The sequence below is a fragment of the Prevotella jejuni genome, assembly GCF_900187995.1.
GTDB lineage: Bacteria > Bacteroidota > Bacteroidia > Bacteroidales > Bacteroidaceae > Prevotella > Prevotella jejuni.
On the sequence record NZ_FZNZ01000002.1, the window covers coordinates 83,988 to 101,412 of the forward strand.

Here is a 17,425-nt window from a genome sequence, read left to right on the forward strand (position 1 = left end):
ACAAGCAACACAATAAAAACAGAATGATTAATAAGCTTCGTATAGCCATCCTCTCACTGACGGTACTTGCCTCGTCTACCGCTTTTGCGCAAGAGAAGAAGGATATCTTTAACCCTGTCAACACATCAGTTACTTCACAGACCATCGCGCCAGACGCACGTTCGGCTGGTATGGGTGATGTCGGTGCAGCCACTGACCCCGATGTCAACTCACAGTATTGGAATCCTGCTAAATATCCTTTTAACATCTCTCGTGCGGGTGTCTCACTGAACTATACACCTTGGCTCCGCCAGTTAGTGAGCGATATCGACTTAGCCTACCTTGCTGGCTACTATCGTATCGGTGACTATAGTGCTGTCTCAGCATCATTGCGTTACTTCTCTTTGGGTGAGGTGCAGATGACTGATGGCTCTAATATGACCATCAACCCCTACGAGATGTCATTGGATGTAGCCTACTCCTTGATGCTAAGCGAGCATTTCTCATTAGGTGCTGCGGTACGTTGGATATACTCCGACCTTACCTATAACTATACTGACGACACCGCTCCTGGTTCTGCCTTTGCTGCCGACCTGTCATGCTACTACCAGAACTATATCAATATCGGCGAACGTGAGTGCCAATTAGGGTTAGGTATGAACATCTCAAACATCGGCTCTAAGATTACCTTCGGTGGTGACAACCGTTCTGAGTTCATCCCAACCAACCTCCGTTTAGGTGCTTCCTTGATGGTTCCTATCGATGAGTTCAACCGTTTTACCATTGCTGCTGATGCCAACAAGTTATTGGTGCCGACCTATCCGAAGCGTAAGGCTGATGAGACACAGGTAGACTATGACAATCGACTCCAGAAGGATTACTATGACGTATCATCTATCTCTGGTATCTTCAAGAGCTTTGGCGATGCACCTAATGGTGCTTCTGAAGAGTTACAAGAGATACAGTGGAGCTTAGGCGCAGAGTACACTTATAATGACAAGTTCTCCCTTCGTGCTGGTTATCACCATGAGAGTGAGAACAAAGGTAACCGAAAATACTTCACTGTGGGCGCCGGCTTTAAGATGAATGTCTTTGCTTTAGATGCGGGATATGTCATTGCAACGGCCAAGAACAACCCACTCGACCAGACTCTCCGCTTCTCCCTCACCTTTGATATGGATGGTATTAAGGACTTGTTTAAGAGGAGGTAGAGACCTCCCCCAGCCCCTCCGAAGGAGGGGAGAACCGAACTGGAGGTTATTAGAAATTACTTGGCTATCTGCATATCACCTCGTTCATTAATTATTTAGCATTAACTCTCAACCAACCTTCTGTTTATCTATTTGTATAGACACTCCCTCCTTTGCAGGGTAACAGGAAGGTTCTCCTTATATAAGAATATGACCAATTCTACCCAACCCATCCCATCTTTCCGTGTCGGAATGGGATATGACGTACACAAACTTGTGGAAGGACGCGACCTTTATTTAGGTGGTATTAAGATTAAGCACAGTCTCGGTCTTCTCGGACACAGTGATGCCGACGTACTCATTCACGCTATCTGTGATGCCTTACTCGGTGCTGCTAACATGCGCGACATCGGTTATCATTTCCCCGATACTTCTGCTGATACGCTCGATATGGACTCTAAGATTATCCTTCGCAAGACCATTGACCTCTTGTCAACAAAGGGTTATCGTGTAGGAAACATCGATGCTACGGTGTGTGCCGAGCGTCCAAAGATAAACCCACATATCCCTGCTATGTGCAAGTGCTTGGCTGACATTATCGGTTGCGACGTCGATGCCGTATCTATCAAGGCCACCACTTCCGAGCGCATGGGCTTTGTTGGTCGCGAAGAGGGCATGGCTGCCTACGCTGTATGCCTTATTGTGAAAGGCTAATAATCACCGCATAGACAACAGATAATCTACGAATACATATCCGTACTATCTTATCATCATCATAAAAAAACAAAGGCTGAAATCCAAAAGAGGGTTTCAGCCTTTTTTACGTTTGGTGGTTCCGCTCCCTTTTTACTCCTCCACAAGGAGGGACATAGCCACCAAGATAACCCTATAAAAGGTAGATCTACCCCCTGCCCCACCCTCGCTGAGAGGAGAATAGAATGTGAGGTTACCCCTATTGGACTATAAATAATAGAAAATAGAACGCCAAATATATACAGAGGACGTGTGAGGGTAGAACAGTCATTGCTCCCTCTTCATTCGAGGAAGGGCCAAGGATAAAACACTTTCTTCGCTCTTAATGTCAACTTTTTTCGCCTCTTTCACATCCAACACATGCTCCACAAGGTGCAAGAAGAGGCCTTTCTACATCCAAGAACATGCCCTTCAAGGGGCAAAAAGACGCTCTTCTTGAAGCAAGAAAGGCGTCTTCTTCAACGCCTTCTATAATCATCTGATTATATGAAGGTTACAGACTCAGTTCTTGATAGAATCATACTCCTTTCTTGAGGGTTATTGACACAACAATTCGTAATACTTTTTTACCATCCCAATAACACCTCCAAAATGTAGTATGTTGCTCCATAATACCCGTAAAGACTATTTGCTTAGCAGCTCGTCTCGTCTTTCTACTCCGCTGAGAACAGCTTTCAAGGAACAAACCTACCTTCTTAACGGCTTTTTCCAATAAAAAACATTAACTTTGCAATATAACCATTTGAAGTTTATCCTTTAGCGTTTAACTCGTAGGTAATAACAATTAAAAACCAACATACTATTTATAAAAAAGCATGAAACATTTTTTACACATCTTAGTACTAACACTTATATTGGCTTTGCCATTACGAGTTTGTGCTGACACAGTTACCTTCGATTTCACTACTGACGAAGGACTCAAAGCTTTAGGCATAGAGAAACCCAAACAAGGAAAGGCTGCAAATCTGTCTGACAAGGGCTATACACTCCAAGATGTAACCTTAACGCAAAAGAAAAACAATGCCTCAACGCCTACACGAATATGGAACTCTAAAGGCAATATAGAGTTACGTTTCTATGCAAATAGTGAGCTTACCCTTAGCGTACCAGCAGGGAAACAGATTACAAGTATTATTTTTACTGGTAACTTGAAAAGCACATGTAACAGCGGAGCACTAAATGGTTTGTCATGGATAAACAATGATTCCGTGATTAGTTCAGTGACTTTTAAAGCATCTGCAACGAATTATATCAATACAATAACAGTCAATTATTCAGCGACACAACCAACGAAACCTATTGCAAAGGTGAACTGTATCAAAGAACTGAAGACCTTGGCAAGTGGAACTAAGGCTACCCTCACCCTTACCGATGGCAATGAGGGCAGTATGGCACGTGTCCTTTACGTATTCGGAACAGGCAACACACAGGAGGCATACGTACGTGACACGACTGGTGCGGTATGCTTCTATGGCATCAATCCAAACGTACCTTTCGTTAGCAATCAGCACTTAGCAGGACAGATTACAGGTGAGTATGTCGTGGAAAATGGTGTCCCATGCTTTAAAGCTATTCCTAATGTGACTAACACCTCACTACTTGTCATTGCAGCACCTGTTACTGAACAAGCTGTCCAACCAAAGGAAATTAAAGCAAAAAATTATCTTGATAACACTGCTGATTGGGTATGCTTGAAGGACCAGACACTTGTCGATGATGCCCTCACCACGCAAGACGGTATTGTCATCAACAACCGCTTTGGTAGTAACGAGAAATACACTGCACCATATCAAGGCGCTATCATTGACCTTGCAGGAATCGTTGTTCCTAATAGTGGAAGGAAGGAAATCAACCCAATCTACCTAAATAGCCATCGCCCTATCACCTTTGTTATCGACGAAGAGAAGGCTTTTGTATTGCCTCAAAGCGATATTACGGATGCAGCTGTCCGCCTTAAGCGTACGTTCTCAGCAGACCATTGGGACACTTTTGCCGTTCCTTTCGACATTGAAGCAAAAGACTTAGCAGGTGCGAAGATAGCAATATTCACCAAGCAGGTAAAAGACAATACTCTGATATTTGATGATAAGCAAAGTCAAATAGAAGCAGGTAAGCCCTACCTCATCAAGTGGAACATAGAGAACTCGACCTTTGAAGGAATAACACTCAAGACGACAAAGCCAGAGACAGTGACATCAAACGATGGACAATACAGTTTCGTGGCTGTTTATAGTCCAAAAACTCTCGCCTTGGATAAGACCGAACGTTATCTCTCTACAGATGAAAGTCTCAACTATCCAGTAAGTGCTGACAACAAGGCCAACCTTCTGAAAGGTTTACATGCCTACTATCGTGTACCAGCAACAGCAACTGTTAAGATTTCATTCTCATCCACACCAGATGCGATTACGCACCCTTATATGCTTACAAACAAGGCGATGAAGGTGTATAACCTCAATGGACAATACGTGGGTAGTACGCTCACTAACCTACCAAAGGGAGTGTACATCGTGAATGGACATAAACTGATTATCAAATAAGAAGGAACTCAACGTTATGAAGAAAACATATAACACACTGATGATTATGAACATTATCGCTAAAAATAAGGAGGATTAAAGATGAAACAGAATATTATCACTTCACTATTGTTGCTCCTTAGCATAACGGCTACAGCACAAAATAAGAAACAAACCATCACGATTACTACCAAATTAGGCGAGGTGCATACCTATGTCGTGGGTGAGACGATAGATAGTACACGTGTGATTGAGGGCGTGGGGATAAAGGTCTACCCTAAAGGAAAGACTGTTTCAGAGGATTTCCTCTTCTCTCAAATCGACTACACCATCACTGAAACCGTCACACCTAACCCCGAGCCAACAGGCAACAATGCCAATCGTAACACTGCCGACGACCTACAAAAGAACCGTGAGGGTTGGCGATTGGAGTTCCCTCGCTTCTATCAAGGAACCAACAAGACGTATGAAGTGACGCATTACACTACTGAGGCGAACCTTGGAGAACAGCGTAACTACTCTATCGAATGGGACGCTAACCTCAAAGCAAACCGTTGGACCTGCTATGAACTGTATGATGTTCTCTTAAAGAAGAACGTAAAGAGACAAGATGCCTTCCAACAAGACCCAGAGATACCAGCAAACGAACAAACGTCGCCTGACGATTACAGAGGGAGTGGCTTTAGCCGTGGACACCTCTGTCCATCTGGGGATAGGCTCTATTCTGCCGCTCAGAACAAGCAAACCTTCTACCTAACGAACATGCAACCACAGATACAAGGGCACAATGGTGGCGTATGGGGAGATCTTGAAAAGAAGGTACGCGATTGGGCTGGACGATGTGATACGCTCTATATCGTGAAGGCTGCCACTATAGACAAGGACGAGTATATCTGTAATCAAACCGATTTGGAAGAGATGGCACAGAAGGAAAAACCCCACAAGTCACTTCATTTCAATGGTATCGTACCTAAGTTCTTCTATATGGCACTGCTTGCTTACGACAAGAAAACCAACACCTATCGTGCTCTCGGTATCTGGTCGCCTCATTACAACAACAGCAAAAGCGAGTATATCACCATACAGGAGTTACAGAACCGTACTGGTATAGACTTCTTCTGTAACCTTAGTGACGATATAGAGCAGGCCGTAGAGACAACCATTGACCAAACGTACTGGGGATACTAACATCTTTAGAGGTTAGTGTGTGACGTATAAAAACATGAAATAAAAGTTGCTGTCACTCCTGTCACACCCTTACCTTCCATATACCCTTAGCCAACAACGAGTTATGAGAAGTGTTAAAAATGACAGCAAACGAAACTAAAACTAAAATAGGTTATTGAGATAGAGATTCTATATCAATAACCTATTCTATTTTAAGGAATATTCTTTTCGTCGCTTAACGCTCAGAATGAGTAAAGAACAGACGCTTACAACAAACGTTCTATCTCCTCATCAAGATTCTTAATCTGTGATGGGTTCTTCACAATGTTATTACCTCTATCAATGAGATAGATGATTGGAACCGTCTGTGCTGGAGCCGTATAAGCCTGACTAATACCCGTATCATCGTAGACATTAATCCATGGCAGGTTAGCAACCTGCTCTTTCCAGAAGTGCGCATTATCATCCAGAGAGACCATGTAAATCTCCAATCCACGGTCATGATACTTGTTATATAGGTCGCGCAAGTGCATTATATACTCTGTAGAACCCTTCGCTGCAAACACATGGAAGTCGAGTAAGACCACCTTACCCTTCAAGTCAGTTAGATGACGTTCGACACCTTTATTATCACGCAACGGCAGGTCGACAACACCAAGTTCCTTGGCTTCTATCTCCACAGGCTTATTCTGCGCTTTAACAATACGCTCGTCTTTCATGCCTTTAATGGTGATATTGTGGAGATTTTGCGTACGTTTAGACCCAGGATAATAGGTATCCCAGCTTGTAGCCACAGCTCCAAAGACCTTGTTATCAGCTGCATCTCGTGACGGATCGAATATCAGATGAGCCTGATTACCTATGACTATATATTGGAAAAGAGCAAAGTAACTATAAGCACGCATAGGCTCCTTAAAGATATAATTACGTGATACATCTTGCTTATAGTCGTTCATTAACACAGTAATGATGGAGTCTGCAATATCAGGACGCTCTGCAAGAATAGACTGACAACGTGCTTGTAGGTCAATCTGCTTCAATGCTAACTCCTTTATCTTCTCGTTTTCAGACGAGCCTTTCACCGTGTAGTCGGTAGCCATCTGCGGATAAGTAGCCTTGACATCGACTGTCTCTGTAGAGTCAATACCTATGTTGATAATCTGTCCAGCTATACGAAGACGATAGAACTCCGGGTTATCCACCTTGTCACCAGAGAAGGAGAAACTCCCCTTTTCATCGAGTTTTACTGAGTCAACAGTACTGAATCCATCGAGTCCGTTGTGTTCGAAATAGAGCAAAGAGTCCTTGGCATTTGCAATAGAGCCCGTCACATGGAACTGTTCTCCCGCACAACTTGCCAGCGCAGCAAGTCCAACAATAGCAAAGCCTGCCGCTAAAATGTTTCCGATATTATGCTTCATCCTTTAATAGATATTACGTTTTTACTTTATGTTTCGTGCAAAGGTAACGCAAAATGATAAGACTGCAAAGCAAATACCGTCAAATATTATCAAATAGAGACACATTAAGACTGGGCTAATTAGATAGTAGACTGAAAGGGAGAGAAGGGCTAACAAGACAATAAGAAGCTATAATCTACGCAATAATAGACTATTTTGCATATAACAAAAGACTTCCCCTATTGGTAGAGAATCAAGTCACCAATAGGGGAAGAGGATTGATACTATCTTCTAAAAGTATGGAACAACCATCTTATTTCGCCTTCAAAATCAGACGAAGACTTTGCTTATAATTAATGTAATTCCAAATCCAATTCAGCAAGATAAACGTCTTGTTCTTTACACCAAGGATAGAACGAAGGTGGACAATGAGCCATAATGCCCAAGCAGGGAAACCACCAAATTTCTTTCCAGCTATCTCAGCAACAGCGTGATTACGTCCGATTGTTGCCATCACACCAAGGTTCTTGTATTTGAAAGGCTTTGGTTCTTCTCCTTTAGCAATTGCTTTGAGGTTCTTTGCAACCGTCTTTGCTTGTTGCATCGCTACTTGTGCTAACTGCGGATGACCAAGAGGATACTCCTCATCACCCTCTATCAAAGAGATGTCACCTATCGCATAAACATCTTTCAGCCCTTTCACACGACAGAAACGATCGGTAAGAAGTCGTCCAGCATGGCCAATACTCTCTGCAGGAAAACCTTCTATCTTATTCGCACAGATACCACTCACCCAAATAACAGTCTGTGTAGGTATCTCCAGACCAGCACTGGTCTTAAGAATACCATCCTTATACTCTGTAGCAAACTGTGGTTGACGAATATGTACATGCAGCTCTTTTAAGTCGGCTTCAGCCCGTTTTGACGACATTGGATCCATAGCAGAAAGAAGTCGATCACTTGCATTCACAAGATAAATATGCATCTGTGACGAGTCAAGGTCGGGATAGTCACGAGCTATGATATTCTTCTTCATCTCGGCTACCGCACCTGCAATCTCTACACCAGAAGCACCACCACCAACGACAACAATATTCATCAAGGCTTGTTTTCGTGTAGGGTCTTCTTCAGTCAAAGCCTTTTCAAGGTTACGGAGTATGGTATTACGGAGTCGCATAGCCTCACTTACCGATTTCATCGGGAGTGTAGTTGCTTGGATGTCCTTGTTCCCAAAGAAGTTTGTAGTAGCCCCAGCAGCTATGACAAGATAGTCATATTCAATCTCTCCGACAGTCGTTAGAATAGTCTTTTTTGCCGTATCCACCGATTCTACCTCAGCCATTCGGAAGAAGAAGTCCTTGTGTCCTTGGAAAAGACGGCGGAAAGGAAAAGAGATACTACTTGGTTCAAGACCACCAGATGCCACTTGATAGATCAATGGTGGGAACTGATGATAATTGTTTTTATCAACCAGTACGACCTGATAATCGCCGTCTACTAACTTAAAAGCTAAGTCTAAGCCTCCTAATCCACCACCAACAATGACGACTCTCTTCTTGTCTGTGCGTTCAATATTTGCTTTCATTACTTTGCTATCCTTATGTTCATTATCCTTTATTATATCTTTTATCTACCTAAATTCTATAGAAATAACTATGCCAAAATTGCTTCATTAATCCTTTATGAAATCTATTCCTTATATATAGACCAACTTTGTTAGTCGTTCTTCAGGGAACAATTCGCATGCAACCTGTTGTACATCCTCAGCCGTAATAGCGTCTATATCACGATAAAGTGCTGTGATATCTTTCTTCCACCCATAGTGTAGAAAAACCTTACCAAAGTCTAAAGCAAGGTTTTCTCGGTTGTCACAAGCAATACCAATCTGCCCTTTTAACTGCTGTTTAGCTATGGACAACTCCTCATCTGACAATGGAACCGACATGAAACGGTCGAGTTCTGCACGAACAAGGCGCATACACTCGGATCTATCATCAGCATCACAACCAAAGTAAACACTCCACAGACCCGTCTGGGAATAGCTTACCATTGTGCTTTCTACCGTATAAACGAGTCCTCGACGCTCACGGAGTGCAAGGTTCAAACGAGCACTCATGCCCGGTCCTCCTAATATATTATTCAGTAGATAGAGTGCCATTCTCCGTTTGTCATGTATGCTATAGGCTCTATTTCCTATCATTACATGCGCTTGATGGGTATGTTTGTCTATCTCCACCACCTGTGGCTGATATTCGCTTAATGGTGGAAGAGATGATTCTACAGGCTTTTCTACCTCCTCTATCACCTTCACCTTCGCTCCATTCTCCTTCTCTAACAGACGAAGTAAATGCTCGAAATCAACGTCACCATACGCAAAAAACACCGAATTCATCGGTAAGTAATACTGCTTAGTGAACCGTATTGCATCATCAGTAGTAAACCTTCGCACACGCTCAGACGTTCCAAGGATACTATGTCCTAATGGATGACCACGGAAGATAAGGTTTTCAAACTCGTCATAAATCAACTCAGCTGGACTATCATTATACGACTCTATCTCATCACAGATAACCTCTACCTCTTTATTAATCTCCTTTTGAGGATAAACACTATGGAAGACAATATCTGTCAGAAGGTCTATCGCACGAGAAAGATGGTCCTTCAGAATAGCTGAATAATAAACCGTATCGGTCTTGGTCGTAAAGGCATTGAGGTCGCCCCCCACTTCTTCGAGGCATTGGATAACATCTATTGCCGTACGACGGGTAGTACCCTTGAAGGTTACATGCTCACAGAAATGAGCTATCCCCTCCTCTCCAGGCAGCTCGTTAGCAGTCCCAACATTGAGCTGATAACCGCAATAAACCACCGGAGAAGCCGTTGGAAGGGCTATGATACGCAGTCCGTTATCCAAGACCGCAGTCTGATATCTTGTCATAAGGTGCAAAATTAAGAAAAAAGAATGAAAACTAATAGACTTTAATCGACAAAGAAAAAAGAACCTAATTCATTTTGTGTTACGCCTAAATTTCAGTATATTTGCACAACTAAAACGAGACACAACATAATTCACAATAAAATGCGGAAAGTTATAGGTATAGGTGAAACCGTCTTAGACATCATCTTTAAGGAAAACAAACCAGTTGAGGCAGTTCCTGGAGGGTCTATCTTTAATGCCATCACATCGTTAGGACGTTGTGGCATCAATACTTCGTTTATTTCAGAAGCAGGCAATGACCATGTCGGGAAATACATCGTTGACTTTTTGAAAGACAATGGCGTGAATGCTGATAACGTCACTACCTTCCCTGATTCTAAGTCGCCTGTATCATTGGCATTTCTCAATGATAAGAATGATGCTGACTATATCTTTTATAAAGAACATCCATATCACTTGTTAGACTTCACCTATCCGGAGATAAAACCCGATGATATCGTGATTTTTGGTTCGTTTTATGCTGTCAATCCAATGATTCGTCCGCAGGTTCTTGGCCTACTCGACTATGCTCGCTCACATGGAGCTATCATCTATTATGATGTGAATTTCCGCCCAGCACATAAGGATGAAGTAATCAAGGTTACGCCTAACCTCATCGAGAACCTCGACTACGCCGATATTGTTCGTGGTAGTCATGAGGACTTTGCAACGCTTTATAAGAAGGAAGATGCCGATAAGGTTTATAATGCCGAGATATCCTTCTATTGCAAACAATTCATCTACACACAAGGAAGCCAGCCTGTAGAGGTGCGTAGCGGTAGGACATTAAAGAAGTCTTACCCTGTCCTCGACACAAATGTGATCAGTACTATTGGGGCTGGTGACAACTTTAATGCAGGCTTCATCTTTGGTATGTTGAAGCATAACATTACCCGTGCTGACCTCGAACAAGGACTGACGGAGGAGCAGTGGGACAAACTTATCAACTATGCCTTGATGTTTTCAGCAGACTGCTGCAAGGACATTTTCAATTATGTAAGCAAGGAATTTGGTGAGAAGATGAAGGAGGAGGCTTTATAATAAGCCGTATTAGCCTAATAAGCCTTATTGGCCTAATAAGTCCAATTGGCCTAATAAAGCCCAATAAGCTAACTAAAAGGAACTACATAAAATCAAAAAAATAATGATAGAAATTGCCAATAAAGTTTATTACGTAGGAGTTAACGACCGCAACAAGAGTCTCTTCGAGGGATTATGGCCACTGCCTTATGGTGTTAGCTACAATTCTTATCTTATCGATGACGAGAAGGTTTGCCTTATTGACACTGTTGAGGTTGATTTCTTTGTACAGTTTATAGAGAGGCTTCGTGAGGTGTTGGGCGACCGACAGATAGACTACTTAGTCATCAACCACATGGAACCTGACCACTCTGGATCACTTGCCTTACTGCGTAAGTATTACCCTAACATTCAGGTTATCGGTAATAAGAAGACCTTCGATATGATGTCTGGATTCTATGGAATCAAGGACAATACGATTGAAGTAAAGAATGGTGAGGAGCTTAACTTAGGTAATCATACCCTTCAGTTCTACATGACTCCAATGGTACACTGGCCTGAAACAATGATGACTCATTGTAAGGGTGAGGTCAGCTACCTATTCACTGGCGATGCTTTCGGCTGTTTTGGTGCATTAAATGGCGGTCTCATCGACAAGGACATAGACACTGATTGGTGCTGGTTGGAGATGGTTCGCTACTATTCTAACATCGTTGGAAAGTACGGAACACCTGTTCAGAACGCATTGAAGAAACTTGCTGGTATCCATTTCGACTATATTTGTTCTACTCACGGACCAGTATGGCATCAATATGTTGATAAGGTTGTCGCATTGTATGACCGTATGTCTAAATATGAGACAGACCCAGGTTTGGTTATTTGCTACGGTACGATGTATGGTAACACAGAGCGTATGGCAGAACAGATAGCCCGCTCAGCGTCTCTTGCTGGTGTGAAGAATATCCGCTTGTACAATGTCTCTAAGACACATCACAGCTATATCCTCCAGGACATCTTCCGCTTCCGTGGCTTGATTGTTGGTGCTCCTACCTATAATGCAGGGCTCTATCATGAGATGGATGTACTCTTGCAAGAGGTTGCCAATCGCGACATCAAGAACCACCTTATCGGTTGGTTTGGTTCTTACTCATGGGCTTCAAAGGCTGTTGCAGCCATTGGCGAATGGAACGAGAACCATCTCCACTTTGAGAAAGTAGGCGAACCTGTTGAGATGAAGCAAGCACTCACACCAGAGATTAAGGAAGAGTGCAACCGCTTAGGCCGTGAGATGGCAGCTAAATTATTAGCTGAATAAAAGGGTCTAAGATGATTAGAACGAACAAAGATAGCACACTGTCACAGGTTATTACTGCTTTACGCTTTCCACTCATCGTATTAGTATTGTTCGTTCATTCTAACTTCAAAGGTGTATCATTTGCTTGGGACAATGCTTTAAAAGCATCTTTTTCGCTCCCAATAGGTAATATCAACCTGTCATTAGGAACATTCATCGACTTTATATCGGGTTCGCTTGCTCCATTAGCGAACCCGTTTTTCTTTTTCGTTAGTGGCCTGTTGTTTTTTCATTGTAGACAGTTTACACGTAAGGTGTATATCAACAAGATCCGTCATAGGCTGCAATCGTTGCTCATACCTTATATATTATGGAACTTATTGTTCCTCCTAATCATCGCCATTGGTAGTTCTTTACGCCCAGGATGGACTGCTATTATTGATAAGCCGCTATCTAATTTCACCATTAAAGATTATCTTTTAATCTTCTGGGACACAAGTCTAATTGGCCAGAAAGGTGGTCTTGCTACCCCTATAGACATTCCTTTATGGTTCGTTCGCAACCTTATGGTATTGTCACTTGCCTCCCCATTCATTTATACAACTATCCATCTCCTTTCTCGATGGCACAAAAGATTAGCATTATATATGCTTCTAATATTTCTATATGCTATCCATTATTTACCTGATCAATGGGAAGGATGGGGACAGAGTCTATTATTCTTTAGTCTTGGAGCAACCTTTACCATTCTGAAATGGGATGTAACAAAGCTGTTTAAGCCCTACGGAATATATGGAATTATCGGTGCCTGTCTCTTCTATTGGGCACAGCTCGCTAACCTCATGTATGCTGCCTTAATCGTTACTATAATCTCTCTGACCACATACATCATTGAGCATAGACAGCAACAAGGGCTTACTTCTAAATTAATTCCTAATATATTAACGGATTCATCGTTCTTTATCTATGCAGCACACACACTTCCTCAAGGTATTATTTTGTGGTCTCTCAAATTGGAATGGTTACCTATCACTGGAGCTACAAGTGTACTGATTGTTTATTTCCTTTCCCCTGTTATCCTCACAACTGTTTGCCTGCTATCTTTCATATTACTTAGACGTATATCTCCTATCTCACTCTACTTCTTAACAGGAGGGCGACAATAAACCTCAGAAAAGGTTATAAATAAATCTTTCAAAAGCCCTAATTTTGTTTTAATTATAGTTGCTGTCACTTTGTATATTTAAGCTAACTTATCGATTACTAAGAATTTATATATAAGGAGAACGTAACAGTAATGATTGCAAAATAAAACCTATTCTTCAACGACCAATACTTATTTAATTCTTCCCTTACTACTTTCTTTAACCTTACCTCATTTTCCTTTCAATTATATGAAGCTTTCATACCAAATGTATCTAAGCTGCATACACCTACTCAAAAGTACTTCGCACATCACAGAAGCTCCTCTCGTAATAATGAGAAAAGGCACCGAAGAACTATAAGATATACTGTATTCAATTATTTTTTGTATCTTTGTACACAAATAAAAATAGGAATAAGATGAATATAGCAGTATTTTGTTCCGCAAACAATAACATTGATTCCAACTACTTCCGTGCTGCGGAAGAGTTGGGACGATGGATTGGAGAGAACGGACATACCCTCGTTTACGGAGGTGCAAATAGTGGACTGATGGAGTGTATAGGAAAGGCTGTGCACGAAGCTGGCGGTCGCACTATCGGTGTTATCCCTCGTATCTTGGAAGAAGGACGCAGGGTAAGCGATTACGTAGATGTTGAAATTCCTTGTGAAGACCTCACCGATCGCAAAGCACTCATCATGGAACGCTCAGATGAGTTCTATGCACTGCCAGGAGGAATAGGGACTATTGACGAGATTTTTACCGTTGCAGCCTCTGCTTCTATTGGTTATCATCATAAGAAGGTGACCTTAATTAATGTGGAGGGGTTCTGGGACAGTCTTATAGCCCTACTCGATGACCTTCTAAAGAAAGACATGTTACGAGGCTCTCTCAGCGACTACATTGAGGTAAAGACTATTGACGACCTAAAGAAATGATTATTTTCTAAGCAATAGTTCAACACCGCTTCAAAACATAAAGACGATAAATAAATAAGGTTCTTCCTTGTTTTAGCCTGACAAGCAGTGCTCTAATTAGAGGAAGAACTTTATCTTTATTACAAGCCTACTTATCATCGTAGCTGCAGTTAGTACATATCCTCTACATAAACAGCATATTATCAATCCGTTAATCAGTCATCGTGAAGGGCAGGATTAGTAGTAAACCTAATCTATAAAAATCGTCTATCGTATATAAGCATCTTATATCCTTAGGAGGAAAAGCATATCTAACACCTTATTATATATCGTTTTTACCGCTTAAGATAACAAGAGTTACCCTCTCTAATCTTCGTTATTCTCTTTTTAATCTACAAGCTGCTTACGTAAAGACAATAGTGTCTTTCAAGCCATTAGACGAAACATAAATAAACAATAGACGTATTGATTTCATATTATTCAACATAAAATGAGTAGGTTTACAATACCTTATAAATATTTTACACAGCTCAAACACTATATAAGAAGTCCCTATAAAAAAAATGATGTAAATTTGCACACGAGGTTAGTCTACCATAGATACAAATGTCATGACACCTTACTTTTATTCGTAAGTTCCGATGTATCTATCCGACAGGACCACCTCTAAACTATTTTCTCAACATTGAGTAGGATACAACTACTCCTAATTCAGACAACATGAAAACAACAGGATTAATACTTTGCGGACTGTGCTTAAGTCTTTCCAAGCTTTCTGCACAAGTGACACAGCATGCCATTCCACCATTGGCAGGCTGGAATTACTACGGAGGAGACGAGTTTAATGGTAATAAGATAGATGAGTCTCGATGGGGAATATACGGTGACTCGAAGTATAACTATAAGTTTGACGATTATGGTAATACTTACGAACAAGCAAGCGTACAGTATTATCGTGACCAAATGGTTAAGGTGAAAGACGGTATCGTATATATCACAGCCTCACGAGAACCTATCACCACTGGTCGACGTCGCGACTATAAGCACGACCCAGCAGGTACCGATTATAGCGTAAAGACACAACCTCCCTTCAAACCCAAGCATGAGTTTGGGAAATATGGTTGGTGGTCAGGAGCACTCTCCAGCCGTAATGCCAACGGAGCAGACCTAAAGTCAGGGGTCGGATTAGACAAAGGTACCTATTATCCTCTGTACTCTCGTATAGAGATAAAAGCTAAGATTCCATACGTCTTCGGCACATGGATGGCGCTATGGCTTCGTCATTGTAATGGTGCAAGTACCTTTGAAATAGACTTACAGGAGTTCTTTGTCAATGAAGACCGAAAAGATGCAATGAAGGAGAAAGGCTTCTATCTGCATCAGACAACGCATGGCATGGACTATAATGCTGGTTGGAACAATGGGATGCCTAAGTCTACTTATAACCACAACGACTATGGAGACCGTGTAAGAGAGATTGATTTCGACCCAGGTGAGGATTTCCATGTATATGGAGCACAAATAGATCCAGAGCCAGGCGACCCTCTGAACTTAGCTGTGACCTTCCTCTTAGATGGCAGGGTACGCTCGGTATTTCGCACAAAGGACGATAGATACAAGAGAAAAGACCCTCGCTATCCCTACCAGTACAATGCCCTTTTAGCGCAGAACCTATCTAAGTATGGGGAAGACCGTGTCTGGGATGTTGCTATAACAGGCCAAGTCGGAGGAAAGGCCTATAAGGCTGGGACTACGATAACACCTAACATGTATCCTTACAAAGGCTTTTCTGGTACGCTCTACCCCGAACTCAATCCTCAGTACGGAGGTGATATTAACAAGGTACCAAAGGCGTTTGTGACAGAAATCGATTGGCTTCGTGTGTTCAAGCGAGCTAATGAACTGCTTTGGATTGGTACTGTTCCGGTACATAGAGAGAACCAGAAGATCAGTGTAGACATTGCTAAGGACAAGTTCAAAAAACTTAATACAGGCGACCAATTGGTAATGGACCTTGAGATTTGTGACCCTACACAGAAAGCGAGTCTCGACCTCTATAATAGAAGAGGTGAACCTATCACTACGCTAAAACCTGAACTCTCAAAGAACGATGCACAGATGACTTTCGTTGTATCAGAGGCACTTAGCAAGCAACTAAAGGGTGAAGGGTGTATCTTAACAGGTGAGAATATCCGCTTGTACACCGTTTGTCGTTCTTCTAAGGACGCCACGTTATGGAATGGTTTTAAGGAGATTCAATGGGGCGAGACGCTCATTCCTGCCGAACAATTTGCAGGTATAGGAGAAGGGCAAAAGCTTGAAATTGTGGTGAGAGATGTTAAACCGAACGCAAAGGTTTACTTACGACAGAACACAAAGGTTGAAGGTCAATCCAACAGGCCTAAGCTCTCGTTCTCAGAGCAATATGGACATATTGTAAACCTGACAGAGGGAAAGGACGAGAAGACTTATATCGTTGAGCTTGAACCAAGTACTATCAAAGAGTTGAAGCAGTATGGTTTAGCCATAACAGGACAGGGCTACTACTTACGTAGCGTCAATGTCGTTGGAAAGAGTGCGAGTAATATCAACACATCTGTGGATAAGATAGCGATAAATCAACGGCCCAAAGGTGCTGTCTACACTATCAATGGCTTCAAAGTAAGGGATGCTAACGACAATAGCAAACTGAGTCCTGGTATCTATATCATTGATGGTAAGAAGGTTCTAATCAAATAGAATATTCACAAGTAGCCAAGGGTTTTACAAAAGTAGACGCTTTACTGCCACAAAGATATGCCAAAGTTTCAGTAGTCATACTTGGTAACAAAAGTTACTGACATATCCATCTAACAGAAGAGGATTGCCTCAATCGACACGATTGAAACAATCCTCTTTTTTCGTATTTAGGTAGATTACCAAGGAGTCTTACCTTCGTTTTATATCGTGCGAAGGCCTTGTACACATACTATCAAGCCTAAAGACCAATCGTGTAGGACATCGATACGATAACAGAACGGCATTTTTAGTTAGTAAAGCACCCATTTGAAAGCTCTTCATCAAGA

General features: G+C 42.0%; 12 protein-coding genes. 9 read left to right on the forward strand and 3 right to left on the reverse strand.

The window, feature by feature from the left end; translation table 11 throughout:
• Positions 1–23 precede the first annotated feature (23 nt).
• The 4 genes from porV (at position 24) to CHB62_RS00955 (ending at position 5,629) form a co-directional block, all read left to right on the forward strand.
• Entirely contained in the window at positions 24–1,190 is a 1,167-nt protein-coding gene (gene porV, locus CHB62_RS00940) for a type IX secretion system outer membrane channel protein PorV (protein WP_089365310.1), read from the forward strand.
• Positions 1,191–1,379: 189 nt separating this feature from the next.
• Positions 1,380–1,883, forward strand: coding sequence for a 2-C-methyl-D-erythritol 2,4-cyclodiphosphate synthase (gene ispF / locus CHB62_RS00945; RefSeq protein ID WP_089365311.1), 504 nt, complete (start codon positions 1,380–1,382; stop codon positions 1,881–1,883).
• A gap of 854 nt (positions 1,884–2,737) precedes the next feature.
• A complete protein-coding gene (locus CHB62_RS00950) occupies positions 2,738–4,462 on the forward strand; it encodes a hypothetical protein (RefSeq protein WP_089365312.1) in 1,725 nt (574 codons plus the stop codon).
• An 81-nt stretch (positions 4,463–4,543) separates the two neighbouring features.
• Entirely contained in the window at positions 4,544–5,629 is a 1,086-nt protein-coding gene (locus CHB62_RS00955; protein ID WP_089365313.1) for a DNA/RNA non-specific endonuclease, read from the forward strand.
• 245 nt (positions 5,630–5,874) lie between these two features.
• Here the strand turns inward: CHB62_RS00955 and CHB62_RS00960 are convergent, their stop codons facing one another.
• The 3 genes from CHB62_RS00960 to CHB62_RS00970 all read right to left on the reverse strand — a co-directional run bounded on the left by CHB62_RS00960 (position 5,875) and on the right by CHB62_RS00970 (position 9,946).
• On the reverse strand, positions 5,875–7,029 hold the full coding sequence (locus CHB62_RS00960; RefSeq protein WP_089365314.1) for a TlpA disulfide reductase family protein: 1,155 nt from the start codon (positions 7,027–7,029) through the stop codon (positions 5,875–5,877).
• 292 nt (positions 7,030–7,321) lie between these two features.
• Positions 7,322–8,593 carry an NAD(P)/FAD-dependent oxidoreductase gene (locus tag CHB62_RS00965; RefSeq protein ID WP_089365315.1) on the reverse strand — a complete coding sequence of 424 codons (1,272 nt, stop codon included), beginning with the start codon at positions 8,591–8,593 and terminating at the stop codon, positions 7,322–7,324.
• A gap of 111 nt (positions 8,594–8,704) precedes the next feature.
• Entirely contained in the window at positions 8,705–9,946 is a 1,242-nt protein-coding gene (locus CHB62_RS00970; RefSeq protein WP_089365375.1) for a M16 family metallopeptidase, read from the reverse strand.
• A gap of 141 nt (positions 9,947–10,087) precedes the next feature.
• On the opposite strand from CHB62_RS00970, the gene CHB62_RS00975 reads away from it, so the two are divergent.
• The 5 genes from CHB62_RS00975 (at position 10,088) to CHB62_RS00995 (ending at position 17,099) form a co-directional block, all read left to right on the forward strand.
• The gene (locus CHB62_RS00975) at positions 10,088–11,026 is read left to right on the forward strand and encodes a carbohydrate kinase family protein (RefSeq protein ID WP_089365316.1); all 939 of its coding nucleotides are present in this window, start codon (positions 10,088–10,090) and stop codon (positions 11,024–11,026) included.
• Between the two features lie 103 nt (positions 11,027–11,129).
• On the forward strand, positions 11,130–12,320 hold the full coding sequence (locus tag CHB62_RS00980; protein WP_089365317.1) for an FprA family A-type flavoprotein: 1,191 nt from the start codon (positions 11,130–11,132) through the stop codon (positions 12,318–12,320).
• An 11-nt stretch (positions 12,321–12,331) separates the two neighbouring features.
• The gene (locus CHB62_RS00985; protein WP_089365318.1) at positions 12,332–13,465 is read left to right on the forward strand and encodes an acyltransferase family protein; all 1,134 of its coding nucleotides are present in this window, start codon (positions 12,332–12,334) and stop codon (positions 13,463–13,465) included.
• A gap of 397 nt (positions 13,466–13,862) precedes the next feature.
• Positions 13,863–14,381 (forward strand): LOG family protein, encoded by a 519-nt coding sequence (locus tag CHB62_RS00990; protein ID WP_089365319.1) that lies wholly within the window; start codon positions 13,863–13,865, stop codon positions 14,379–14,381.
• 699 nt (positions 14,382–15,080) lie between these two features.
• Positions 15,081–17,099, forward strand: coding sequence for a glycoside hydrolase family 16 protein (locus CHB62_RS00995; RefSeq protein WP_089365320.1), 2,019 nt, complete (start codon positions 15,081–15,083; stop codon positions 17,097–17,099).
• Positions 17,100–17,425 lie beyond the last annotated feature (326 nt).